The sequence below is a fragment of the Sporosarcina sp. P3 genome, assembly GCF_002743415.1.
GTDB lineage: Bacteria > Bacillota > Bacilli > Bacillales_A > Planococcaceae > Sporosarcina > Sporosarcina ureae_A.
The window spans coordinates 117,856-142,919 of record NZ_PDZE01000008.1 but is presented as its reverse complement, the minus strand read 5'-3'; the positions used below and the strand labels follow the sequence as shown (position 1 = coordinate 142,919).

The 25,064-nt window shown below is 41.0% G+C and carries 23 protein-coding genes; 12 read left to right on the top strand and 11 right to left on the bottom strand.

Features of this window, described 5'->3' with window-relative positions; all coding sequences use genetic code 11:
- Positions 1–594: 594 nt before the first annotated feature.
- Positions 595–1,512 (bottom strand): SDR family oxidoreductase, encoded by a 918-nt coding sequence (locus CSV61_RS11650; RefSeq protein WP_099639353.1) that lies wholly within the window; start codon positions 1,510–1,512, stop codon positions 595–597.
- Positions 1,513–1,638: 126 nt separating this feature from the next.
- On the opposite strand from CSV61_RS11650, the gene CSV61_RS16960 reads away from it, so the two are divergent.
- On the top strand, positions 1,639–1,809 hold the full coding sequence (locus CSV61_RS16960; RefSeq protein WP_199173622.1) for a hypothetical protein: 171 nt from the start codon (positions 1,639–1,641) through the stop codon (positions 1,807–1,809).
- Between the two features lie 487 nt (positions 1,810–2,296).
- Positions 2,297–3,757, top strand: a complete 1,461-nt coding sequence (locus CSV61_RS11645; protein WP_099639352.1) for an S-layer homology domain-containing protein — start codon at positions 2,297–2,299, stop codon at positions 3,755–3,757.
- 156 nt (positions 3,758–3,913) lie between these two features.
- On the opposite strand, the gene CSV61_RS11640 is transcribed toward CSV61_RS11645, so the two are convergent.
- The 4 genes from CSV61_RS11640 to CSV61_RS11625 all read right to left on the bottom strand — a co-directional run bounded on the left by CSV61_RS11640 (position 3,914) and on the right by CSV61_RS11625 (position 8,489).
- Positions 3,914–5,674, bottom strand: coding sequence for an L-lactate permease (locus CSV61_RS11640; protein ID WP_099639351.1), 1,761 nt, complete (start codon positions 5,672–5,674; stop codon positions 3,914–3,916).
- Positions 5,675–5,755: 81 nt separating this feature from the next.
- Entirely contained in the window at positions 5,756–6,952 is a 1,197-nt protein-coding gene (locus CSV61_RS11635; protein ID WP_099639350.1) for a CynX/NimT family MFS transporter, read from the bottom strand.
- A 152-nt stretch (positions 6,953–7,104) separates the two neighbouring features.
- Positions 7,105–7,650 (bottom strand): cupin domain-containing protein, encoded by a 546-nt coding sequence (locus CSV61_RS11630; RefSeq protein ID WP_099639349.1) that lies wholly within the window; start codon positions 7,648–7,650, stop codon positions 7,105–7,107.
- A gap of 71 nt (positions 7,651–7,721) precedes the next feature.
- Entirely contained in the window at positions 7,722–8,489 is a 768-nt protein-coding gene (locus tag CSV61_RS11625) for an IclR family transcriptional regulator (RefSeq protein ID WP_158233846.1), read from the bottom strand.
- A gap of 739 nt (positions 8,490–9,228) precedes the next feature.
- On the opposite strand from CSV61_RS11625, the gene CSV61_RS11620 reads away from it, so the two are divergent.
- From CSV61_RS11620 to CSV61_RS11605, 4 genes are all read left to right on the top strand, one after another.
- On the top strand, positions 9,229–9,612 hold the full coding sequence (locus CSV61_RS11620; protein WP_083033227.1) for a DUF302 domain-containing protein: 384 nt from the start codon (positions 9,229–9,231) through the stop codon (positions 9,610–9,612).
- Between the two features lie 67 nt (positions 9,613–9,679).
- Positions 9,680–10,798 (top strand): MBL fold metallo-hydrolase, encoded by a 1,119-nt coding sequence (locus CSV61_RS11615; protein WP_099639347.1) that lies wholly within the window; start codon positions 9,680–9,682, stop codon positions 10,796–10,798.
- Positions 10,799–11,089: 291 nt separating this feature from the next.
- Complete coding sequence (locus tag CSV61_RS11610; RefSeq protein ID WP_099639346.1) at positions 11,090–12,343, top strand: erythromycin esterase family protein; 1,254 nt, start codon at positions 11,090–11,092, stop codon at positions 12,341–12,343.
- A gap of 159 nt (positions 12,344–12,502) precedes the next feature.
- Positions 12,503–12,778: a DUF2564 family protein gene (locus CSV61_RS11605; RefSeq protein WP_099639345.1), complete on the top strand. Its 276-nt coding sequence runs from the start codon at positions 12,503–12,505 to the stop codon at positions 12,776–12,778.
- Positions 12,779–12,921: 143 nt separating this feature from the next.
- On the opposite strand, the gene CSV61_RS11600 is transcribed toward CSV61_RS11605, so the two are convergent.
- Genes CSV61_RS11600 through CSV61_RS11590 form a run of 3 tightly spaced genes read right to left on the bottom strand, consistent with a single transcriptional unit; the run spans position 12,922 to position 15,596 of the window.
- On the bottom strand, positions 12,922–13,812 hold the full coding sequence (locus tag CSV61_RS11600; RefSeq protein WP_099639344.1) for a glycine betaine ABC transporter substrate-binding protein: 891 nt from the start codon (positions 13,810–13,812) through the stop codon (positions 12,922–12,924).
- A 1-nt stretch (position 13,813) separates the two neighbouring features.
- Positions 13,814–14,467: an ABC transporter permease gene (locus tag CSV61_RS11595; protein ID WP_083033213.1), complete on the bottom strand. Its 654-nt coding sequence runs from the start codon at positions 14,465–14,467 to the stop codon at positions 13,814–13,816.
- Positions 14,460–15,596, bottom strand: a complete 1,137-nt coding sequence (locus CSV61_RS11590; RefSeq protein WP_083033211.1) for a betaine/proline/choline family ABC transporter ATP-binding protein — start codon at positions 15,594–15,596, stop codon at positions 14,460–14,462. The genes CSV61_RS11595 and CSV61_RS11590 overlap by 8 nt, the downstream gene beginning before the upstream one ends.
- A gap of 274 nt (positions 15,597–15,870) precedes the next feature.
- Here CSV61_RS11590 and CSV61_RS11585 point away from each other — a divergent pair, with 274 nt between their 5' ends.
- Positions 15,871–17,130 (top strand): cytochrome P450, encoded by a 1,260-nt coding sequence (locus tag CSV61_RS11585; protein WP_099639343.1) that lies wholly within the window; start codon positions 15,871–15,873, stop codon positions 17,128–17,130.
- A 79-nt stretch (positions 17,131–17,209) separates the two neighbouring features.
- On the opposite strand, the gene CSV61_RS11580 is transcribed toward CSV61_RS11585, so the two are convergent.
- Together CSV61_RS11580 and CSV61_RS11575 are read right to left on the bottom strand one after the other, a co-directional pair.
- The gene (locus CSV61_RS11580; protein WP_304442549.1) at positions 17,210–19,753 is read right to left on the bottom strand and encodes a heavy metal translocating P-type ATPase; all 2,544 of its coding nucleotides are present in this window, start codon (positions 19,751–19,753) and stop codon (positions 17,210–17,212) included.
- Positions 19,754–19,765: 12 nt separating this feature from the next.
- Positions 19,766–20,086 carry an ArsR/SmtB family transcription factor gene (locus CSV61_RS11575; protein WP_083033205.1) on the bottom strand — a complete coding sequence of 107 codons (321 nt, stop codon included), beginning with the start codon at positions 20,084–20,086 and terminating at the stop codon, positions 19,766–19,768.
- A gap of 322 nt (positions 20,087–20,408) precedes the next feature.
- Between CSV61_RS11575 and CSV61_RS11570 the strand changes: the two genes are divergently transcribed.
- The 4 genes from CSV61_RS11570 to CSV61_RS11555 are packed head-to-tail and all read left to right on the top strand — an operon-like array spanning position 20,409 to position 23,200.
- Positions 20,409–20,966, top strand: a complete 558-nt coding sequence (locus CSV61_RS11570; RefSeq protein ID WP_099639342.1) for a copper resistance CopC family protein — start codon at positions 20,409–20,411, stop codon at positions 20,964–20,966.
- Complete coding sequence (locus CSV61_RS11565) at positions 20,967–22,064, top strand: copper resistance D family protein (RefSeq protein ID WP_099639341.1); 1,098 nt, start codon at positions 20,967–20,969, stop codon at positions 22,062–22,064. It begins immediately after the preceding gene.
- Between the two features lie 21 nt (positions 22,065–22,085).
- Entirely contained in the window at positions 22,086–22,760 is a 675-nt protein-coding gene (locus CSV61_RS11560) for a DsbA family protein (protein ID WP_099639340.1), read from the top strand.
- A complete protein-coding gene (locus CSV61_RS11555) occupies positions 22,760–23,200 on the top strand; it encodes a disulfide oxidoreductase (protein ID WP_099639339.1) in 441 nt (146 codons plus the stop codon). Before CSV61_RS11560 ends, CSV61_RS11555 begins: the two co-directional genes overlap by 1 nt.
- Before the next feature lie 102 nt (positions 23,201–23,302).
- On the opposite strand, the gene CSV61_RS11550 is transcribed toward CSV61_RS11555, so the two are convergent.
- A complete protein-coding gene (locus tag CSV61_RS11550; RefSeq protein ID WP_099639338.1) occupies positions 23,303–24,364 on the bottom strand; it encodes a TDT family transporter in 1,062 nt (353 codons plus the stop codon).
- 246 nt (positions 24,365–24,610) lie between these two features.
- Between CSV61_RS11550 and CSV61_RS11545 the strand changes: the two genes are divergently transcribed.
- Positions 24,611–24,874 (top strand): hypothetical protein, encoded by a 264-nt coding sequence (locus CSV61_RS11545; RefSeq protein ID WP_083033189.1) that lies wholly within the window; start codon positions 24,611–24,613, stop codon positions 24,872–24,874.
- Positions 24,875–25,064 lie beyond the last annotated feature (190 nt).

Sequence of the window (25,064 nt, the reverse complement as noted above, 5' to 3'; positions counted from 1 at the left end):
TCAGTGAAGAACAGGATAGTATTCGGATGAAATACAGAAAAACTCTTTTTACAGAATGAAGTGTTGAATCTTAATTGATGAAATCTGTTGAAAGTTATTTATCGAAAACTGTTGAATTCTACTTGACGGTTACACCACTTCCAGTCCATTGTAGCCGGGAATGGCTTTCCAGACTCTGTCGACCTTTGCATCCACCGCGGGGATATGATGCGTCTTGCTGAATGATTCTAATTCTGTCGTCAGTCTGTCTTTACCATTCTTAGATGCGGAGGCAGTGCTTACTAGATTCGTATTGGCTCCTTCGTGATTGGCGAAAAGAACCAGGTAAAGTAATCCTATACAAGCAATGAAAGAAATGAGCCAGATCCGTTTCAGTTTATTTCACCTCTTCTCTAGTCCGTAGTGTTTCCTGTACTTGAATAAGTATGCTTGATTGAAGGAAGTGGCAGAGCAGGATCATTACTCGATGTAAAATGATCTATACTGCAGGCTATCAGAAAACATTTTATTGCAGAACGGGTTGTAAAAAACCCGTTTTGAATTATGAGTATCCTGTGTACGAATCTCTTTTAGTGGTGTAATCGACTAAATGTACTAAGCAAATACTTGACCGCCATTCACATGAAGGACTTGCCCGGTGACGAAGCGTGAATCATCTGAAGCGAGATACACAAACGTGGGGGCCACTTCAAAAGGCTGTCCTTGACGGTCCATCGGGTTGCCGGCTAGGGCTGTTTGGTCTGCAGAGAAGCTAGAGGGGATCAAAGGAGTCCAGATACGACCGGGTGCAATAGCGTTGACGCGAATACCTTGATTTACTACGTTTCGCGCGAGGGCCCGAGTCATTCCGACGATGGCGGCTTTCGTTGCTGTATAATCCATTAGCTGCTCATTGCCTTCAAATGCAACGACAGAAGCTGTGTTGATAATGGAACTGCCTGCCGTTAAATAGTTCATTGCCGCCTTCGTAGTATAAAAATGGGAATAGACATTTAATTTAAATGTTTCATCGAATTGTTCGTCACTGATGTCGGTAATATTTAATTGCTGAAATTGGATGCCGACGTGGTTGCAAAGAACGTGCAATCCATTGAAGGTTTCAACGGTTTTCTCCACAATGTCCCGGCATTGTTGTTTATCCCGGAGATCGCCCGGCAACAGAAGACAGCGCTGTCCAAGTTCTTCGATCCGGTTTTGGGTACGCCTGGCATCATCATGTTCATCGAAATAAGCAATGGCCACGTCAGCTCCTTCTTTCGCAAAGGCAATAGCTGCTGCCGCTCCCATTCCGCTATCTCCACCTGTAATAAGTGCTATTTTCCCTTTTAACTTGCCGCTCCCTGTATAGTTCGGATTTTCAATGATAGGCCGTGGCACCATTAATTCTTCAAATCCTGGTTGGCGGTATTGCCTTTGTTCAGGTACCGTGAGCGATACTTCTTCAAAACGCGTAATTTTTCCGAAGTTCGGATAAAGAGGATAGTCCTCCTCGTTTGAATGGTTAGGCGTCATTTCATTCTCCTTCCGCAATTGTACTGATCAGGCCATTTTATGTAGGAAGAAACTTTGTTATACTTCATATATTTTTTTGAGAAGAATAGAATGAAACGACAAATGAATTGGAGGAGGTTTACTGAGTTGGAGTATTATTATTCACCGTACGTATATTATTTGCTGATCTCTGATTCTGAGGAGAAGGCTACGATGGTTTACGGCAATCAATTTTTACAAGTGCAAGTGCCTCAAATTGGTCCGAGGCCCCCTTACTATACCGAGCCTGTCTATGAACCAGTGCTGCCTATTATGTAAATCAGGTACCAGGTCCTCACACAATTCCCACACAATTTGGGTAGTGGAAAATCGGAAACCCAAAAGACAAATACAGTGGTTTGCGGCTCGCAACAGCTGTCGTCAGATCCTACCTAATACTCTCAACAAATAGCAATAAAGTTCCTATCCAATAACGCATATAAAACATAGCATCTCTTCGATACAATCAGTGTATCGAGGAGGTGCTTTTTCATAACTCAAGAAACGATAAAGTTACACTGCAATTTTTTTAAAAACATCCACTAAAGAGTTTTCTAGAAAAGGATACACGGATTTTTAAAAGCTAATCAGGTGCATGTAAAGTTTCTTAATGAAGACCCATTAACCAAACGATAGAAAAACAGTTCGAATCAGATACTCTATCGTTTTTTTATTTCTCGAAAATAAAATGAAACTATATCCAACATCCTACGTCTATACCGCGAAAAAATACATACAGACACTAGACGACAGGGGAGATTCGAAGATGAAAAAGAAACTATTAGGCGGGCTGAGTACGCTACTGCTGGCGTGCAGCCTACCTTTATCCGCGGCACACGCAGAAAGCAGTCAGCCGTTCATGGATGTGCCTGCGACCAAACACTTTGCTGAAGCAGTGAATGATTTAGCGAAACGTCATATAATCGGTGGCTATCCTGATGGCACATTCAAACCAGGGAACTCGATCACACGCGGACAAGCAGCAGCGATTATTGTGAAGATGACTGGGCTGGCTACAGAAAATGTGAGGGATCCCAAATTTACAGACGTTTCTACTGCAAACGGCTATTATAAAGCAATTGCAGCGATGGCGGAAAAAGGGATGATCGGTGGATATGCGGACGGAAGATACGGTCCGAATGATCCGATCACACGAGGGCAAATGGCGTCCATACTGGTGCGGGCTTTTGATTTACCTCGTTATGATGAGGTGGAAAATCCTTTTAAAGATATCGGAAGCAAATATAGTTCATCTCATTACGCTTCTATTTTAGTTATTTATAAACTGGGAATTACGACAGGAACTACTCCGAATACGTTCGGTCTAGGAGAGCCTATTACACGAGGGCAGGCAGCAAAAATGCTGAAAGCGACGGAAGAGGCTAGACCTGACCTATTCACAGTCAAAGCGAGTGATCTTGGATGGAATACAGTTAGAAACAAGACTGGGTTTATTGGAAAGGACAATCCATTCCGCGTGATTTTTGTGAAAGGAAAAGAAGGTTATTCAGAAGATCAGCTGCAAATCGTGCCCGAGAAAGAAGGAACGGGCTATCTTGTAGTACAAGGCGCGGATGAGAAACAGTACGGGAAATACGTGGTACATGTTAAAAAACAAGAGGGTAAACTGATTGTTACGCTGGAGAAGACTGAACACATTCTCCCTACGGTTACCAGTTTATACATCATGGGAGATGAAATAAATCAGCTTCAACATCTGTCTTTGTCTACAATGGATGGCAAATTAGTATCCGACAATGTGAAATTTAAACAAGTCGGCGTCTCCACTTCTGATCAAAGAGCGCAAATCGATTTCACCGTCAATCAACCGGGTCAATTTATCATGACAGCTAAATTTACGGACGGCAAGGAAGTACGATACGGTGTTGAGGTAATGGAAAAGAAAAGCTCCTTCGAGTACTATGTCAAGGTGTTAAGGGAGCAACTCACCGCTACATATGACCTTAAAAAACATGCTATTGGTAATCACAAAATACTGACGAAAAACTATGAACATCTAGTAGAGATTACACGCGATGTTAAGACCAATCAGTTTCATGCGAAGATTGCAGGAGACGGAGATGTGAGTGTAGAGCTGGAATTTAGTCAGAGTATATATCAAGAAGATTCATATAAACAAACAGGATTGAGAATACAAGTGCAACATATAGGTGATATTCGAAACGTACAAATTGGAGAAATTGGACATTACACAGACGCCGCTTAATTGAAATTTTTGGATTGAAAACAAAGTACCTGTGTGAGAAACCAACATGAATGTTTAACCAATCATGAAAGCTTCAAACACAGGTACCCTTACTTAAAAGACTTTATAAACTCTATGAACTGTTTTTCATACCCGAATAACTTACTATCAATAAAACTATAACTTCTTGTAATAACCTTTATTTACCCATATAGACACTAAAATTGTTACAAAAATTAATACAGTTACGAAAGAGCCAATGTTTAATCCGAAACCTAATAATATGACCGTACCAATAGCTCCTGTTAAAAGTATATAATACATAGCAGGGATAAATACTTTTCTAAGAATCTCACCTTCTCTTCCTACTAGACCTACGGCGGCAGCTGCGGTAATAACATTATGAACGCTGAACATATTTCCCGCGCCGGCTCCAACCGCTTGTAAAGATATTACCCACGATGGATCTAAATTAGAGTTTAAGGCCATTCTTAATTGAAACTCGCTAAACATCAGATTACTGAATGTGTTACTTCCAGCAAGGAAAGCGCCTAGTGCTCCAATAACTGGAGCTACAAATCCCCATAAATTACCTGAAGCAAACGTTAAACCTGAAGCTAGTGTTGCAGGTATACTTTCATAGCCAGCAGCTCCACCGCCACTATGAAGAAATACTTGTACCATTGGCACCGCGAAAATTAATGACGCGATTGCCATACCCACAGTCTTACTAGAATCTTTAATAGCTTTCTTGTATAAAGACCAATTCATTCCATGCACCCATAAAGTAATAAGTGATACAACTATGAATATTGTTCCAGGCGAAGTGAATATTCCAATTTTCGTACCAAGATCGGTACCTAAAATATTAGTGAAAAGTATATCTGCTTTTTTCAGAAAAGCGGAAAAAGGTAAAAATGGCGCATTGACTGTGAATAACAGAAATGCCGTTAAAATGTAAGGAATCCAAGATTTAAATACAGAAAATGAAGCAACTTTTTCATCTGTATCTATATCTATAATACCTTTCCAATTATCTTCCCAGTTTGATTCTTTAGGGAATTGCCAAACTGTATCTTTGGGCATAAACCATCCTTTTTTGGCAGCTATTACTGCTGGAATAATTCCAATTAAACCACCTAATAAAGAAGGGAATTCAGGGCCCAGAAGGTATGCTGAGAGTACATAAGGAACAGCTACACAAAGTCCACCGAAAATTGCAAACTTCCACGCTCCAAAACCTTCTCTGAAAGATCTTTTTTCTCCAAAAAAGCCAGCAAGAAGTACAACCATAAATAAAGGTACAAATATACCTACAACCCCATGTATTGTTGCAATTTGTGCAGTTATGTCTAATAGGAATTGATCCCAAGATGCTATATGAAGGGCATTGTTAACGAACTCTATATTGCCACTTCCTAGACCATCGTTAATACCAATTATAACAGGAGTACCTGCCGCACCAAATGTTACTGAAAAGCTTTGAAAAATCATAACCATTAAAGCTGCAGCCATTGCAGGAAAACCAAGACCAATAAGCATTGAACCAATCACAGCGCCCGTAGATCCAAATCCAGCCGCACCCTCCAAGAAAGCTCCAAATATCCATAGTATAATAATCACTTGAATTCTTCTGTCTGCAGTAACGCTAGAAATACTTCTTCTAATAACTCCTAATGCTCCACTTTCTTTTAATGTATTAAGCAAGAGCAAAGCACCAAATATTATTAGCCCTATATTAAATGTGGTTCCAATACCGACAAAGCTTGCGCCAACAATCTGATTAACAGGTACTTCCCATACGAAATAGGATAAAACCAAAACAATTAAAAATGCTACTATCATAGAATTTTTAGCAGACCAACGTAGTATTATAAGTAAAAAGAATAGCACAATTATTGGAAATACCCCAAGTAGTAAAAGTAACCATGAATTCATAATTTAACCCCCTTATTTTTGTAATCGCTTACATAACGAGTGATAGAAATTTATTAATAAAGTTGATGTAGTTTGTGCGGTTTATTCACTAGTTACATAGACATTTTTTCCGGCACCTACTCCAATAACAAATAATAGTATGGATAATATCACAAGTATAAATAAGGGTACCGACCAGGAATTTGTAACGCTGAAAAAGTATCCAAATAAGACTGGACCTGAAGCAGCGATTAAATAACCGACAGACTGTGCCATTCCAGACAATTGGGCAGCGTGTTCAGCATCTGGTGAACGTAATGTAATCAGCATGAGAGATAAGCTGAGGCAGCCTCCAATTCCAATGCCAAGAAATATAGCCCATACATACGCAAATACCATACTTTCTAGTAATAATCCTATAATTCCTATTAAAGTTAGAAAAACAACAAAAGTCATAATGCCTCGTTGGTTTCTCATTCGATGTGCAATAATAGGAACGATGAAATTAGAAGGAATACTACATAATAGCATCGTGCCGAGCATAAACCCTGCTTTAGAAGGATCCATCCCTTTACTTATATATATTTCAGGTAACCACGATAGCATGACAAAATATACTAGTGATTGGACGCCCATGAAAAGCGTGACATACCAAGCAGTTGTTGATTTCCATAAACCAATTTTTCTTCTAGATTTGTAATTGCGTTTAAATAAGTGTGTGTTATTAAATAACTGAGGTAGCCAAATAAGTATAGTAATTAAAACTAGTATAGATGGTAAGGCAAGTGTGTTTCTCCAACCGAATCCCATTGTTTGGGAAACAGGAAAACTTAAAGTTGAAGCTATAGCTCCAAATAAATTCATAAACGTTGTATACAACCCGGTCATAATCCCGGCTTGATTAGGTAATTTATTCATAATAAAACTGGGTAACAAAACGTTTCCCACTGCAATAGCAGAGCCAAGTACAAAAGTGCCAACCAATAAAAAGAATACATTAGGTAATGAACGTATTAATATACCTGTAAATAAAATGACTAGACTCGCCATTAAAATATTCTCATCTTTAAATCTTATTGCTAATTTAGGAGCAAATATAGAGAATATGGAAAATGCCAAGATCGGAATGGTCGTAAGCAATCCAGCAGTACTGCTAGAAAGGTCAAAGTCATGGCGAATTACCGTTATTAAGGGCCCGACTGGAGTTATCGAAAATCTTAAATTAGCAGCGATTAATAATATACCTAAAACAAGTAGTATAAATTTACCATAATTCTGATTAATCTGATTATTTTTCATGCTTCACTTTCCCTTAGTCAAAACAAAATATGTAGCAAACGAAAATAATATATTAGTGACGTGTATAGGAAGTCTTCCTTTTAAATTAATATATCTTAATTATATGCACATGAAATAGGATAAAATTCATCTTATTTCATGTGCATCTTAGTTTATTTTTGCCCAGGAACGACGTCGCTTTGACTGATACCTGATACAACATGTTTAGCACCTGATCCAACAGGTTCCTCTAAGAACCATGCGCCCATACCAGAAACGGTTGGCACATCTTGAACCGTATAAAGAATCGCATCCTCATTGTCAGATGTATTACAATGCTCATGCGAAAGCCAAGCAGGGGCATAAAACACATCACCTTTTTCCCATTCAAACTTTTCTCCTTCGACTATGCTATAGCCTTCGCCTTGAAACACAATAAATATGGCCATGTTACTGTGTCTATGTGGATCACTGCGTTCCCCAGGTTTCATTACTTGAACAAGCATATTTATATTAGGCGAAACACTATAAGAATCACCTGTATCTTCATTAATCAGCGACACTGCACTTCTACCTTCACTTAAAGCTGTACCAGAATCTGTTCCGTATAAGTACTCGTTTATATCCTTACCTTTCCAAATACATGGTTTGATTGTTGGTTTTTGGCTTTTTTGAAGAAACTCCTTATAACTCATGAAGTTCGTCTTTGAATTACTCATAATTATTCCTCCTCTATAGTTTAGTTTTCAGGATATTGCTGAGACTTTTATGAATAACCACCTCCTTTTATTTAAATATAAGCGAGTTGATCTGAGACTTCTTTAGCGATTTTTCTCAATTTTTGAACCTCGTTTGATTGTTCATTAATAGTAAATTCACTTGCAAAACCAAGTATACAAATAGCCGCTACTATTTCGCCATCGTAATTAAATATGGGAACTGCTATGGATAAACTTCCCGGCAATTCGCCTGAAGTTTCATCTCGTGATGCAAATCCCTTACTTCTTATATTACTTAAATCTTCTTCAACGCTTTCTTTACTTAATTTGTAGAAGTCCATTTCATTCGCCATTATATCTTCTGTATAATGCTTTGGTAAAAATGAAGCAAAGCATCTTCCGATAGAGCTCTTTAAAAGAGGAGGATGATAACCTAGCTTGATCTCCACATTAAGTGACCTGCCACTACTTTGATACTTTGATATTACCGGACCATTACTACTCCAAATGGCCAATGCTGAAGAGTATTTTAATTCATTTTTAATTTTTAACATGAAGGGGTCAATCATGGAAATAACACTATGCTTACCTAGCGCATGTAAACCAAGCTCAATGAGTTTTGGTCCTAAATCATATGTTTTGTTACTTTCATTAAAAGTCACAAAATCCGTTCTAACAAAACTCACCAGATATTTTTTTAGATTATTTTTGGACATTACTACTTTCTTTGAAAGCTCTGTTAGTGTTAACGGTTTATTGCTATTTTTCATTTCCTGAAGGATTAGCGCGGTACGTTCGACTGTTTGAATCCCTTGAGTTTTTATTTGACCATTTTCCATTACTTTACCTCCAGCAATTAGGTACACTATTAGTGTACTCGGTGAACTATTAATTAATATGTATAAAATGTTATCACTGTATATATTGAAGGTCAACAATAAATTGAATATTTCATATTTTGGATAATCATACATAACAACTGAATTACTTTAGTAATTGAAACTACTGCGTATATTTACTGACTAAGAAAAGCACAAAAACTAAAAGAAAGATTGAAGAAATACCATACAGTGTGGAAGTAGAAGACAACAGGTTGTTTTTCAAAATGAAACAGTGAGTTACATATACTTTAAACAAGGTATCTGTGTGAGAAAGTCATGAAAGTGTCACGCATAGATCCTTTTAGTCATGTGAAAAAAGCACATCCTCGTATGTAGAAGAGATGCGCTGTTCCAATTTACTTTTCTGCAATTACCTCTCTATTCATCCCGAATCCTTGTACGATTAGTTGGACCAAGACACCGACATTGTCGATTCGTTTGTTCATCACTTGCATGGTTTCTTTATCGTTTTTACCTTCTAGAAGGCCGAGTATTTATTCAAGTTCTGGGTACTCTTAAATCATGTGGAATTCGTTATGACCATCTCCAAAACCTGCGTTTCTGGAAGAAATCGCAATTTTGTTTTTCGGTATTCTCACTAAGTAGTAAAGGCTGATTTCGGGACAAGATGTTTTAGCTGGCTTAATAGGGGAAACTTAAGAAAAGAATGCGTTCACAAATGAGAGGAGCAAGACAAATGTTTGATTACACAGTGGAAACAAGCAAGAGCAAGGATGAAGTGGTGAAGGATTTGGAAGCGAACCTGAAGGAAGAAAAGTTCGGAGTGCTTTGGAATTTCGATTTGACTGCGAAACTACAGGAGAAAGGCACTGATTTCAATACACCATACACGATTCTTGAAGTCTGCAACCCGCAGGAAGCAAACCGCGTATTGTCTGAAGATCTGCTCGTCGGGTATTTCCTACCATGCAAAATTGTTGTCTTTGAAGAGGAGGGTACAACAAAAATTGGCATGCCGAAACCGAGTGCGCTGATAGAAATGATTGATAATGGTTCGCTGAAGGAAATTGCGATGGATATTGAAAAAAGATTGATTGGCTGTATTGATAAGACCGTGTAAGCCATTTTTTTACCGTACAGTATACCTGGGGTGGTAAATAAGAGTGTAAGGTAAGGAGGAAGTATTTATGGAAATTAAATCAGTATCACCAAAAAAAGTGGCGAATCAGGTGTTTCAGAACGAACCGGTTTATGTGTTGGATGTCCGCGGCAAAGACGAGGCGGCTGATTGGCATATTGAAGGGGATCAAGTCCAATACGTCAACATTCCGTTTAGGGAGCTGAGCGATTCCGATTTAACGAGTCTGGAGGATTTGCCGAAAGACCAGAATGTGTATACAGTCTGTGCAAGAGGGAACACTTCCCAAAAAGCGGCTTCCTATTTGCAGGAACAGGGCTTTGACAATGTCTACTCGATTGAAGGCGGTATGGCAGCCTGGAGTGAACAGCTAGAAGCAGTCAAAATTGGCGAAGTGTCCGGAGGCGCTCTTTATCAATTCGTGCGACTTGGTAAAGGATGCCTATCCTATTTAGTCGAATCCGACGGGGAAGCGGCAATTATTGACGCCAGCCGAATGACAGAAACCTACGAAGAGTTTGCGCGAGAAAAAGGTCTAAAGATAACACATGTAGTGGATACGCATTTGCATGCTGACCATATTTCAGGCGGTAAAAAATTGGCGGACTCAGTGGATGCTACCTATTACTTGCCACCGGATGATGCGGAAGAAGTTGTTTTTAAATTTGAACCAATCACTGACGGCATGAAACTTCAAGTCGGCAGCGCAGTGATTGAAGCTGTATACTCTCCGGGACATACAATCGGTAGCACGACATTCGTAGTTGACGATCAGTACTTGCTCACGGGTGATATTCTGTTTGTAGAATCTATCGGCCGTCCAGATCTTGCCGGTAAAGCGGGCGACTGGGCAGAAGATCTGTACGAAACCCTCTATAGACGCTACAAAAAATTGGCTGATGACCTGCTTGTGCTTCCGGCTCATTACTCAGAAGTCAGTGAGCTCAATGAAGACGGCAGTGTTTCAGCGAAACTGTCTGTTCTTTACCAAAACAATGAAGGCCTGCAGATAAAAGATGAAGAAAAGTTCATCGAGCGGGTAACGGAAGGTCTGAAAGATCAGCCGAATGCGTATGAAGAAATCCGACAGACCAATATGGGCAAGATTAATCCGCCGATTGAAGAAGCAAAGGAAATGGAGACTGGCCCGAATAACTGCGCTGTATGATAGAAGAAGTGGATAATCTTTGATTGCGGAAAAGTTGATTCTAAACTGAGCGTAGGTCAACGGATTATCCGTTTTTCATTAAGATAAGGTACCAGGTCCCAACACGACTTAGAAACAATTCTGAATTGAACTAGAGGTGTGTGCGTACCCGGTACTTATTAATATTTACCCACTATTCTTTGAAATAAGGGCCCTTTATTTGGCATCTTTCATAGTGAACGACACAAAAAAGCCAGCCGACTTTGAAGAGTGGGATAGCCTGACCGTCACTATGATGAAGGAGGTTTATTCATGTCTAGAAAATTAGTAGCCGCTATTAAAGAGCAAGCGATTCCGCTGGATGATCCGTCTGCATTTGACCAGCTTTTGAAAGAGGTAGGGGATGCGCAGATTGTGATGATCGGCGAGGCATCGCATGGAACTTCTGATTTCTATCGACTGCGTGCCGAGTTTTCCAAACGTCTCATACAGGAAAAAGGTTTCGTGGCGATTGCTGTGGAGGGCGACTGGCCGTCTGTCCAGAGGATAAATAGCTATGTCAAAGGCTATGACGGTCGGCCCGCTCTCAACGAGTTGCTGTCGAATTCATTCAGCAGGTGGCCGGCATGGATGTGGGCGAATGAAGAAATAGCAGCATTTGTCACGTGGCTGACCTATGAAAACGACCAACGTGGTTCAGACTCCTCAGTCGGCATGTACGGTATCGACTTGTACAGTTTGTACGATTCGATCGATGAAGTCATGAACTTCTTGGAAAGCCATCCATCCTACGGGGCTGATCTGGAACTTGCCAAAAAAGCATTCTCTTGTTTTGAACCGTATAATCGGATGCCCGAACACTATGCCCTGTCTTCTGCCCACTTCACGGATGAATGCATTACAGAGGTATCGAGCCTACTGGAATCTATCCGAACCAATGAAGATCGCTACCCTCACGCGAATGAGCAAGATTTGAACTTGACAATGAATGCTCTAGTAGCGAAAAATGCGGAAGCCTATTACCGGGCGATGCTTCGAGATGATGCATTGTCATGGAATATTCGCGACACCCATATGGCAGAGGCCATTAAGGAAGTACAAAATTATTACGGAAAAGATGCCAAAATTATCGTGTGGGAACATAATACCCATATCGGTGACGCATCGGCGACTTCGATGACAGACCAAGGACTAACAAACGTCGGTCAGCTGATCCGGGAACAGTATGGCAGGGAAAATACGTACGCGATTGGTTTCGGCACATATGAAGGGACCGTCATTGCAGGAAGCAGTTGGGGAGAGACACCGGAAGAAATGGTCGTACCGCCCGCACGTTTTAATACATGGGAAGGCCAACTGCACGCAGCGGGCGCACATGACAAATTGCTGTTGTTCGATGATGAAAACCGAAAGCAGTTTGACGAATGGATTGGCCACCGCGCAATCGGTGTGGTCTACAATCCCGAGTTCGAAGCCTACGGCAACTTCGTTCCTTCCCGCATCAGCGAACGTTACGATGCCTTCCTGTACATCGACCGTTCGACTGCGTTGAGGCCGTTAAGCTAATAATGCTTTTTTATAGCGAAAACGGTATCTGTGTGAGAAATGAATAAGGTATCCGGTCTGGCACCTTTATTCTGAGCTAAATCTTCCTGCGTATACTTCCAGTGTAAATAGCGATACTAAGCTTGTTATCGTTTAATTTACAAGTGGGAGGCGAAGTATATGGCAAAGGATACTGGCCCGAGTTGGAAAAAGGATCATCCGGGTACATTTTTCGGTAATTCAGTGGAGAAAGCGGATCGTGCAGTGAAACAAGCGATGTCTCATCCAGAAGAGATGGCGATCGAGCATGCGTTTAACGCAATCGAGCGTGCTGAAAACGCGTTTAGGAATGCGAAGCAGTATAACGATGAGTTAGATACGATTGAGGAACATAAGGGGCAGTTGGATTCGATTCGGCAGCAATTGAATGAGACTCAGATGAAAAAAGGCGAGTAATTGTTCATGGCATTTGAAACAGTACCAGGTCCCGACACAATTTGGATACAATTCTGAATTGTTCTGAAGTTGTGTGTGTACCTGGTACCACCTTCGAAAAAACAGCGCACCCTCATTGACACAAGAGGGTGCGCTGTTTCCATTCACTCTTCTTCAATTAACCCACTATCGACCAAGAATTCCTTGGCGACGAGTTCAACCATAATCCCGTCATTATCGACTTTTCCGTTCATGACTTGCATCGTTTCTTCGTCGATTTGACCTTCCAGAAGGCCGAGTATTTCTTCTAGCTCTGGGTATTCTTTGAGTGTTTCATCTCGCACTAACGGCAGTGCGTGGTAGGGAGGGAAGTACGATTTGTCATCTTCTAACACGCGTAGATTTGCGATTGCGAGCTGTCCATCTGTGGTGTAAGAGTTGATGACATTTACTTCATTTGCACCGATTGCACGGTACATCATGCCGTGATCCATACCTTTGACGTCTTTAAACTGGATGTCATATGCTTTTTCAAAGCCAGGTAATCCGTCTGGTCGGTCAATAAATTCGAACACGGCGCCTAAAGTGAAATCGTTGGCTACTTTAGCGAAATCACTAAATGTCACGAGACCTAATTCTTCCGCTTTCGCCTCATCAAGTGCCAGTGTGTACGTGTTATTGAATCCGAACGTACCGAGTGCGGTGATGTTGTCACCAGCGACCAGTCGTTTGGTTGCAGCTAATGTTTCTTCAGCTGTGCCAGGCTCTTCTTGGTAATACGTCACGACGATGGTTCCTGTATAATCCGGGATAACGTCGATATGATCATTCGTCATGGCATTCCAGACGACAGATGAGCCGCCCAAGTTTTCTTTGTAAATAATGTCTACACCTAACCGGTCCTCAATTAATTGTCCCATGATATTGGACAAAATAATACTTTCCGTATTATTACGCGAACCGAGTCTAAGTGAATCTTTTTCATTGAATATACAACCTGACAGTAGGCTAGCCAGTAAGGTCGTGACGAGCAATAATGTGAGTTTGTTTTTCAAATCATCTCAATCCTTTCGGCGTCGTCCAACGTTCAACGGCGCTAAAGAACGTTTCAAGAGCAATCGCAAGGATCGCTGCTGGAATAGCCCCAAGTAAGATCAATCCGTCAATTCCACGTGTAATACCGAGGAAAATGAAGTCACCGAGTCCACCTGCTCCGATGAATGCAGCCAGTGTTGCGTTACCGACGTTAATCACTGCCGCTGTTCGAATTCCGGCCATAATAATAGGGATGGCAAGTGGCAATTCTACTTTAAATAGAATTTGCGTGCTCGTCATACCCATACCTTTCGCGGCTTCAATTGTGGCTGGATCAACGTCTTTAATCCCCGTGTAGGTGTTTCGCATAATAGGCAGTAAAGAGTAAAGAAATAACGCAGCGATAGCTGTTTTGACGCCAATTCCGAAAATGGGAATCATGAAACCAAGTACAGCTAAACTCGGGATGGTTTGCATAATGCCTGCCGCACCGAGGACACCAGTTTTCAGTTTAGGTACGCGTGTAATAAGAATTCCGAGCGTTACCGCAATGAGTACCGCGAGGATCATTGAGAAGAATACGAGTTGAATATGGATGGATGTTGCTTGGAGTACTTCTTGCCATCGCAATTTGGTTTGTTCTACAAGTTGTTGCCATATATTTAAATTATTCATCTAGATCGTCCCCCTTATCTGTCCATTGACTAGACATCGCAGAGAGTAAGGAGCCACGATTGACGAGTCCTACTAGTATATGTTGTTCATTGACAATAGGAATCATGCCGAACGGTGAGGCGTCCATCATGATAATGGCGTCTTTTGCCGTTGCCGAATCCAGTAAAAAAGGTACAGCTGGTTTCATCACTTCATCAATGGTTTTGATGCCGTCTATCTGTTTGATTAAATCGTAAGCGGACACAATACCAAGTAGTTTCTTATGATCATCTATAACGAGAAGATCGGTGATTTTTCGTTGACGTATAAGTGAAATGGCTCGTTCTGGAGAAGTGTTCGAACGGGTAGTGACTACCTTCTCTGCCATAATTTCCGTAACCGGCATCAGTTCAGGGTTTTGGATAATTCGATGCTTACCCATAAACTCTTCTACAAAGCCGTGAGCGGGTTCATGTAGTAGTTTCTCTGGAGTGTCTAACTGAAGTAAATTGCCGTCTTTCATGATGGCAATACGGTCGCCCATCTTTAACGCTTCGTCCATGTCGTGTGTGACAAAGACAATGGTCTTCTTTAACTTTTTGTGTAGTTTAATTAATTCTTCTTGCAACTGCTCACGTGTAATGGGGTCCAGCGCACTGAACGGTTCATCCATCAATATGACATCTGGATTCGCTGCAAGCGCTCTCGCAATTCCGACACGTTGTTGTTGTCCACCTGATAATTCTTTTGGATACCGTGTAGCATAAATTTTCGGATCGAGTCCGACCATTTCAAGTAGATCGAGTACGCGTGTTCTCGTTTTGTTTTCGTTCCAATTTTTCAGTTGGGGGACAATAGAGATATTTTTTTCGATCGTGTAATGAGGGAAAAGCCCGACTTGTTGAATGACGTAACCGATATTTCTGCGAAGTTCAGCAGCGTTGTAAGATTTGATATCTTTGCCGTTGATAGAAATTTTTCCACTTGTGTGTGGGATAATCCGGTTAATCATTTTCATAGTAGTAGATTTACCTGAACCACTCGGTCCTATTAGAACAAGTAGTTCACCTTCAGCAATCTCGAAGTTGACAGATTTCACAGCTTGAAATCCATCATCATACGTTTTAGTCACATTTTCAAACTTTAGCATAAGTACCTCCTGCATGTAATTAAAAAAATAGACGTCACTCCTTAATAAATTAAGAAAGTCGCCTGAATTAATACCTTAGCATATTAGTAAAATTTGTTCAAGATTTTATTTAATTTTAAGTCCTTGCACAAATTAGAAGGCCTTCTACATGGATCTACTATAGTGTATGAACTTGGCATCTTTATTATGTTTATCAAACTGTATATCAGGTAATAGAGCCCTAAGCCGTGATAAAAAAATACTTAAAATGAACATAAAACAGGAGTGAAAGATTATGAAAAAATTACCCGAAACCAAAGTTAAAGTAACAGATGTGAAGGAATTAATTAATAAAGGATATAATTTGTTAGGAGAACTTCGCGAAGAAGTGGGTGCGCCCGTAGTGAAAGCGGAGTTCTTAACGAAAGAAATAACGGTTATTTACGGGGAAGAGGCGGCCCGTAAATTTTATGATCCGGAAAACTTTAAACGTGAAGGCGCTATGCCGAAACCGGTCTTGAAAACTTTATTCGGTGAGGGCGGTGTGCAGACTTTAGATGGTGACGAACACCATCATCGGAAGGGTTACTTCATGGATTTAATGTCTCCGGATCGAATGGAAGAGTACCATGAATTATTAGCGAAGAATGTATCTAAAGAGTTAGACAAACAGCATGGTGAGTTTGAGTTGTTTGACCTCGCGAATAGAGTGTTGTTTAATTCCATCTCGGAATGGTGCGGGATCAACTTGGAACAATTTGACTCGAAGACGCTGGAAAAATTGGCTAGAAATCAAATTTCTATGATTAGTGGAGCCGTTACGTCTCCTGTAGATCATATAAAAGGAATCACGGATCGGAATGAGTCCGAAAAGTGGGCTAAAGATCTCATAAAAGAAGCACGAGAGCACCCGGTGCCAGGGAAAGAACATCTCGCGCTATATACTTTTGCCCATGCAACGGACCTCGATGGAGAACTTTTACCTGTGGAAGTAGCAGCGGTGGAATTATTAAACATCATCCGTCCGACAGTGGCGTTAACTGTTTGGGTAGCGTTAATGGGGCATGCACTTTTTGCGAAACGAGGTATTTACGAAGAAGTACAAAGTGATTTTGATGACTTGCAAGATTCTTTCATTCAAGAACTGCGTCGTTACTATCCATTTTTCCCGATGCTGCCGGCGATTGCTGTGAGTGATGTAGAAGTCGATGGATACTTGATTCCTAAAGATAGCTGGGTTGTCTTGGATTTGTACGGTAGTAACCATGACAAGCGTACCATCGATTCTCCGGAGCAATTTGATAGTAAGCGATTTGTAGGAAAAGCAAAAGATATTTCCTATGAAGAAGAGTATGAAATGATTGCACAAGGTGGCGGGAAGTTCAGGGAAATGCATCGCTGTGCGGGAGAATGGATTACTCTTCACAGTTTACGTGTCTTTTCTGACCATTTAGTGAATCAATATGAATTTACCGTCCCCGAGCAAGATTGGACGATTCCAATGAATCAGTTCCCGACGTATCCAACTAGTAAAGTATTGTTATTCAAAGAGTGACAAAATGCACCAGGTCCCCACACAATTCGGAATTGTTTCCGAATTGTGTGGGGACCTGGTACCGTTTCCACCGATCCAACTAACTCCGAACCCTCAAAAGCCGAAGCGCGTTCAAAATCACAATTAGCGCAGCACCGGTATCACTTAATACCGCAATCCATAATGTCAACCATCCTGGGAAGATCAACAGTAGAGCCACTGCTTTTACGATTAATGAAAACCAAATGTTTTGTTTGATAATCGACAATGCTTTTCGGCTGAGATTCATGGTGTGTGGGAGTTTCTCTAAGTTGTCAGCCATTAATATGATATCTGCGGTGTCCATGGCTGTATCTGTACCCGCACCGCCCATTGCTATACCAAGGTCAGCCGTTGCTAGTGCAGGGGCATCGTTAATGCCATCTCCAATCATAGCCACGCGATATCCTTCTTCCTGCAGTTGTTTTATCGTATGCACTTTATCTTCCGGTAACAGTTCAGCATAATATCGGTTCATGCCGGCTTCGGAAGCGATGGCTTTTGCTGTCCCTTCGTTATCTCCCGTCAGCATAACGATTTGTTGAACACCGATTTTCTTTAGGTTTTTTACCGATCGTTTTGTTGTTTCTCGAATGGTATCCGAAACGCCAATGATACCTAAAATCTTTTGAGCGGAACCTATTATGATAATAGTTTTCCCTTCATTTTGCAGGCTGGAAATCTGTTGTGAATACTCATGGAGAGGGGCACCGATCTCTTCAAATAACTTACTGTTTCCTGCAAAGTACGGTATCTCTTCGATTGTCGCTTGGATGCCTTTTCCTACCACGTTCTTAAACTGCGTACCCTTCATCGCTTGAATGTTTTGTTCTTTTGTGTACTCCACGATGGTGGTAGCGATGGGATGGGTAGAGTGCTCTTCTAACGTTCGAGCGATCGATAACATGTTTGTTTCGGAATCATGAAAGGTCACGACATTCGTAACTTTCGGTTTACCTTCTGTCAGTGTGCCTGTTTTGTCAAAGGCAATGGCATCAATAGATCCAGCGTTTTCTAAGAATGTTCCCCCTTTAATGAGGACACCATTTTTAGCAGCATTTCCAAGTGCCGTCACGATCGCAACGGGAGTGGATATAACGAGTGCACAAGGACAAGCGATGACTAACAGCATTAATCCTTTATAAATCCATTCTTCCCAAGTACCGAACGTCAATACCGGAGGAACGACCATCACCAAGAGAGCCAGTATGAATACGATGGGCGTATAAATCCGCGCGAATTTATCGATAAATGCTTCCGTTGGTGCCTTTTTCTCTTGAGCTTCTTCAACTAAGTGAATGATTTTGGAGATCGTTGTATCTTCCATTAGTTTAGTCACTTTAACGGTGAGTGAGCCGTGTTCATTGATAGAGCCCGCATATACAAAACTGCCTATAGCTTTATCAACGGGTATCGATTCTCCTGTAATCGCAGCTTGATTGACACTGGATTCCCCATCGATGATTTCCCCATCTAATGGAATTCTGTCTCCAGGTTTGACGACAATGATGTCATTAACGGATACTTCTTCAACAGGCTTTTTGATTAATTCATGGCCGATTTTTACCCAAGCTTCAGGCGGCGTTAACTCCATAAGTCCCCGAATGGATTTCCGTGTTTTTTCGATGGCTCGATTTTGTAGGGTGAGCCCTAAAGAAAACAGCCAAACTACAGTGGCGCCTTCAAGCCATTCGCCTAATATAGCGGCTCCGATTGCTGCAGCAGACATGAGCACGTTCATGTCCAATGAACGGCTTCTAATCGCATAGTATGCACTTTTCACCGGCTTAAAGCCACTGACGATCATGGCCACGATGTACATGAATGTCGTTACATAAGGAGAAACTCCTGTATACGATCCGATGAAAGCTAGTGCGATGAGGATACCTGAAAAAATGACCGCTTCATTCTGTTTACGAGAATGTGTGGAAGAAGGCGTCTGCTTATTTGCAGAAATAGGTGATGCTTTAAATCCTGCTTTCGCTACTTCGTTCATAATTTCTTCGGGACTATTTTCATGTTCAATTTTCATTTTACCTGTGGAGAAATTCACCTTCACGTGTTTAACTGCGGGAAGGTGGTTCAAATGGTTTTCAATTGTTAGCGCACAAGATCCACAATCCATGCCTTCAATAAAGTAATTCTGTACGTTGTGATTCACTTTACTAGGTTCGACTTCGAAACCGAGCTTTTTCATCTGTTTTTGAATTAACTCTTCATCAAGTTCTTGAGTTGCACTGATTTGCATTTTGCCAGAACTATAATTCACATTCACTTCATTGATGTGTTGGAGAGTGCGTAAGTTCTTTTCAATGGTTACCGCACAAGCCGGGCAATCCATTCCATGCACCCGAAATTCCTCTTTGATTCCCTGATCCAAGTTCACGTTAACCGGATCTACAGGTTTTTCTGTACTACTGCAACAACTTTCTTCTACAGTAGGCGTGGCAGTACAACAACTAGTATCTTGTACTTCCGTATTTCTAGCGTTACTACTGCAACAGGTTGATTTTTCGATTTCTTGTACTTGATTGCTACTGCAACAGGATGTTTGTTTCTCTAGATTTTCAGTTTCTACGTTGGTAGAACAGCACGTATTACCCAATCTATCACGTCCTTAACTTATATGATTTTCACAGCAAGCGACATTGTTCTCAATTTGATTCAACACCTGATCAAATGTGTCTAGTAATTCTTTAATTTGTTGATTTCGTAGTCCATAGTAGACGTATTTACCTTCTTGTCTTCCTACAATAATTCCACAACCTCTTAGACAAGCTAAGTGTTGCGAGATATTGGACTGATTACCTTCTACACTTTCAACAATTTGTGAGACAGTCTTTTCCTCGTATTTGATGCATTCCAATATTTGCACCCTGGTTTTGTCGCCAAATGCACGCAAAAACTTCACTTTAAGTTCTAATTCTTCTTGTATCATATATATATATCACTCCTTATATTAGACATGACTAATGCGTTTTGTTATTATCATATTAGCAATGACTGATATGTGTGTCAAATGTATAGTGAATCCCCTATAAGGACGACTGTTGTTGTTCAACACAGAATCTTGTTAGTACATAATAAAAAGGGTATTTTAGAGAGAAATTACAAGGTTTATATCGTTGTCATTTGTTTTGAAGAGTTGGAACCTATGCGCTTTCTCAAGAGTCAATAGGTAAAGAAGCGAACAGTAGATAGTACGCACCTTTTAAAATTAGGGTGGCTGGTACAATCGAAAGGAAGTGAAGGGGGAAGTGATGAGGAAAAATATTGTCATGATGACCATTTTGTTATTCATCATCTCAGCAAATACCGTATCCGCACATACTGGTCTAACTAGTGCTACCCCCGCTGATGGTGAAGTGGTTTTTGGAGAAATTCATGAGATTACATTGGATTTTAATACGAAAATCGAAGCCACCAGTACGGTGAAAGTGTTTAACGAGGCGAATGAGGAAGTAACCGTCAGTCATACCAGCGTGAATGATCATATTATGACAGCTGGTATTTTATCTCCGTTAGATCCTAGTACATATACTGTGGACTGGAAGATTATCGGCGCGGATGGCCATCCGATACAAGGAACGTATTCATTCGTTGTTAATCAAGACGAATCAAAGGATCCGATCGCGTCAGAAGAAGTTCAAAAAACACCTGTTCAGCCCAGTGAAAAACAAGTAGAAGAAAAAGTGGAGCAGCCAGTGGAAGTTCAATCAAAAATAGCTTCGAATGATGTCCTAGTGATCATCTTGGTCGTTTTATTTACGATTGCTGGTGGATTTTTCGGCTGGATCATAGGAAGAAGGCAAACCTAAATGATTTGGATATATATTTCAGAAAGTTTATTGTATCTATGTTTCTCCCTATTAATGGGCGCGTTTATCATTCAATTCATTCCAGAACGTTTGAAACCTGAAATCCGTATTTCGAAGAGGCTACTTCAGTTGGCCATACTAGGCGTCGTGTTCTTTTCCATTGCCCCTCTGATTAGAGTCATCTTATTTCTTTATGAAGACATCGGTCTACTGTTGACGATGCAAAATGTGCTTACGGGGTTTGAAGTAGGAAAGGCATGGACAGTGACGATCATAGTTGCCGTATTCTTTTATTTGTTTGTCTCTTTGTTTTCAGTCTTGAATAGCAAAGTACTTTCTGGCATTTCATTGGCTTTCACCTTTGTCTTGCTCCTAGCACTAGGATGGGCAAGTCATGGAGCGTCGCTAACCGAATGGAGTGGATTCGTTGTTCACTCTTTACACTTTCTAGCTGTGACGGTATGGATGGGGATCCTCTTGATCGTCGGTTGGTGTTCGAAAAACGCAGAGAATTGGCTTTCCTATTTACGCTGGTTTACGCCATTGGCCATCGCGTGTTTTCTGACGATTGGAGGAACGGGTTTATTTCTCATGACATTGGTGATCGATGTAAATGAGTATAGCGATGCATGGATGCTACCTTATGGACAAGCTTTATTGGTGAAACATTTGACTATCATTCCTGTTCTGTTTTTTGCTTGTATCAACGGGTTTTGGATTAAACGTAAACTGAAAAGAAACGAGCCAATGAATCCGATACCGTGGTTGAAGTTCGAAAGCGTGCTGCTATTCTTTACGTTCGTTTCGACAGGCGTCTTAGGGCAACAGGAACCACCACATAGTATCGAGACTACTCTCGCAGGTAGCGGTCCTTCGGCAAACTTTGAGTACTTTTATTCGGGGGTTATTGAACCTTCTATGAGTTTGCAATTTGGTTTTAACACAGTAAACATTCTATTTTTTACAGTAGCGATGATCTTCATGGGGCTGATCGTATTTAGCTTCAAGAAAAAGGCGCCCGCAATTGTCCCGTTTTTCATGGGGATATTCAGTGTCCTTTCGCTTTATTTTGGATTTATGTCTAGCATGCAATCATAACGATGAGAGAAGAGGTATTTGATGAAACAGAATAAAAATTCAAATATGAAATTTGTAGTTATTTTAACACTATTGGCAGTCGCCATATTGGCGGCAGTCGTGGTATTCAGCAATAAAGAAGAATCCGCGCCAACGGATATAAAGCACATTGATATTACTGGGCAACCTACACTTGGGGATGAAGAGGCTCCTGTCACGATCGTTGAATTTGGAGATTTCAAATGTCCTGGATGTAAAGCATGGGGTGAAATGATTTATCCGAAATTAGTTACAGATTATATCGAAGCAGGTACAGTTCAATTTGCATTCGTGAACGTATTATTCCACGGTGAAGAATCGACGTTAGGGTCGATTGCCGCTGAATCCGTTTTGGAGCGTCACCCGAGTATGTATTGGGATTTCCATCACGCATTGTTTGAAGCACAGCCAACTGAAAATCATGATGCGCTATGGATCACTCCTGATAAAGTTCTTGAAGTAGCGAGTAGCTTCCCTGAGATTGATCAGGCCCTATTAAAAGAAGACATGGAACAACAAGCGACTATGGAGAGTGTTAAACACGATGAAGAGTTAGTAAGAGAAGTCGGTGTTTCCATGACTCCAACTATTGTCATAAACGGGAAAGTAATGGAGGATCCATTTGATTACGAAGCAATTAAGGCGGCAATCGAGCAAGCGGAGAAGGACGTGGACTGATGGAGTATAAAGAAAGTCAATCCAAGACACAGGTATACCTATTATATGTGGCGTGGGTAGTTTCGCTAGTGGCTATGTTTGGGAGCCTATATTTCAGTGAAGTGAAAGGCTATATTCCGTGTGAGTTATGTTGGTATCAACGCATACTTATGTATCCACTTACTTTACTATTGGGGATTGCAACTTTTCAGAATGACAATACGGTTAAGAAGTTCGTGCTTCCGTTAGCTCTTATTGGAGGAAGCATCTCCTTCATGCATTATTTAGAGCAGAAAATCCCGGGTTTTGGAGGAGTCAAACCGTGCGTAAGTGGAGTGCCTTGTAATGCCGAATACATCAATTGGTTTGGATTTGTCACGATCCCATTTTTGGCATTACTGGCCTTCGTACTAATTGCTGTTTGTATGTTTTTTATTAAACCAAAGAAGTCCGTTGAATAAGGAACGTTGTGTTAAGGAGCCAAAAGGGTCGACTGTCGATCTTTGGCTTCTTTTTCTTAGGTACCAGGTCCCCACACAATTCGGAAACAATTCTGAATTGTGTTAGAGTTGTGTGGGGACCTGGTACTGTTTCAACATTTCCAAGCTCATCAACATAAGCTCAACAACGATTAATAGCACAATCACAGCCGGCAGGAAGAGTTGCAGAGGCTGTGCTAACACGTCGATCCAAGGATGCTGGCTGGTAGGAATTCGCTCGGTGAAGAACAGGAACATGCCGAATGTAAAAACGCGAGCCCATTGCGTGGGTGAATAGACGAAGATGCCCTGATGCCAGCCGAGTTTTCGAATCCGTTGAACAGCCCATACGATCTCAATCATTTCGATGATCAGGAAGAAGACGAATGAAAGAATCCAAACGATGTACAGGAGGGAGATAGCTGCAGGATGAGCGAATGTAAGTGCCACGCCTGTAATGGATAAAGCCCCGTGTAGAATACAGTTCGTATTGATCCAGTTGACCGTCAAGTCTTTATCTGAAGCACTTACATAACGGAACACAATCAACAAAAAATTCAGTGCGTAAAATAGGGATCCCATAACGATCAGACTAGTAGCGTAGACCGTCCACGCCGCGCCATCAAAAACATGATAGCCCGAAATAACAATGGATTGAGTAGATACACATGTCAGTAGCAATCCGCCATGGATTTGATGTATATACTTTTTCAAATTGGTGAAAATGAACAAGTAATTTCTGATCACGAGTCCAATATAAATCAACCAAAACATGAGATTGATATAAAATAGTATTTCCATTGAACTAGTTATATGATGATCCGTCAGCAAAATAAGTATGATCGAAACCGACGCGATCCAAGTGCCGATCGAAAAACTCGATATGGGATCTTGAACATGAAGCAAATAAAAATCTTTCTGGAGCACATCGAATAGATAATGAATCAATACCCAGAAAGCCCCGAGAATAATCACGTAAAACACAGCGCTAGTTGCAGAAGGAAAGTATACGGAAACGACACTCTTCCATGCAATGCCCATCGACATAAGGGGGGCACCGGCCACTGTGGAAATCACTGGCTTATATCCAAGCTGTTTGACGATCATCGCCAGAATGAGAATCGTGATAAATAAAAAAATAAACATAGTCGTATCCCTCTACTTTGACGTTCTTTAGTTATGTAAATCATATCATATCAACGTGGGTGCGGTGTCGATACGGTGCCAGGTCCCCACACAAATCGGAAACAATTCTGAATTGATTTGGATTTGTGTGGGGACTTGTTATTGATTTCACTAGTTAATAAGTATAATATGTACTTCTGTACTTCTCTACATTACGGACGAAGTATGAATGCATTTCAAGAATAAATGGTTGAGTGGAGGGACTTTATGAATTATAGAATCAGTAATAAACAGGTATTTGAGCAAGCACAGTTGCGATCGGTTTCAGATGTGTCGTTTAGCGAAGAAGAACTACAAAATGGTATGCTGTTAGCGACGTCGAAGGAAGATTCTACATTGGCGCTGTATTTGGTAGAAGTAGACGGGCAAAAGAAATTTGAGGTTCGTTGGGATGATTCGCACGAGCTTTTTAGCGGCTGGAATTCGGCATGGGAAAATTTCACGTGGTGTCTAGATATCGTGAGTAAGTGACTTTATAAGTATTTGCGTACGAAACTACATATCGATATACTTTGAATAACAGACTCCGCTAGTTGATCTAAACTGGCGGAGTTTTTTGCGGTTGTACGGTGCCAGGTCCCTACACAACTCGGAAACAATTCAGAATTGTGCTGGAATTGTGTGGGGACCTGGTACCGTTCCGGGTACCGTTCCGCGCCGC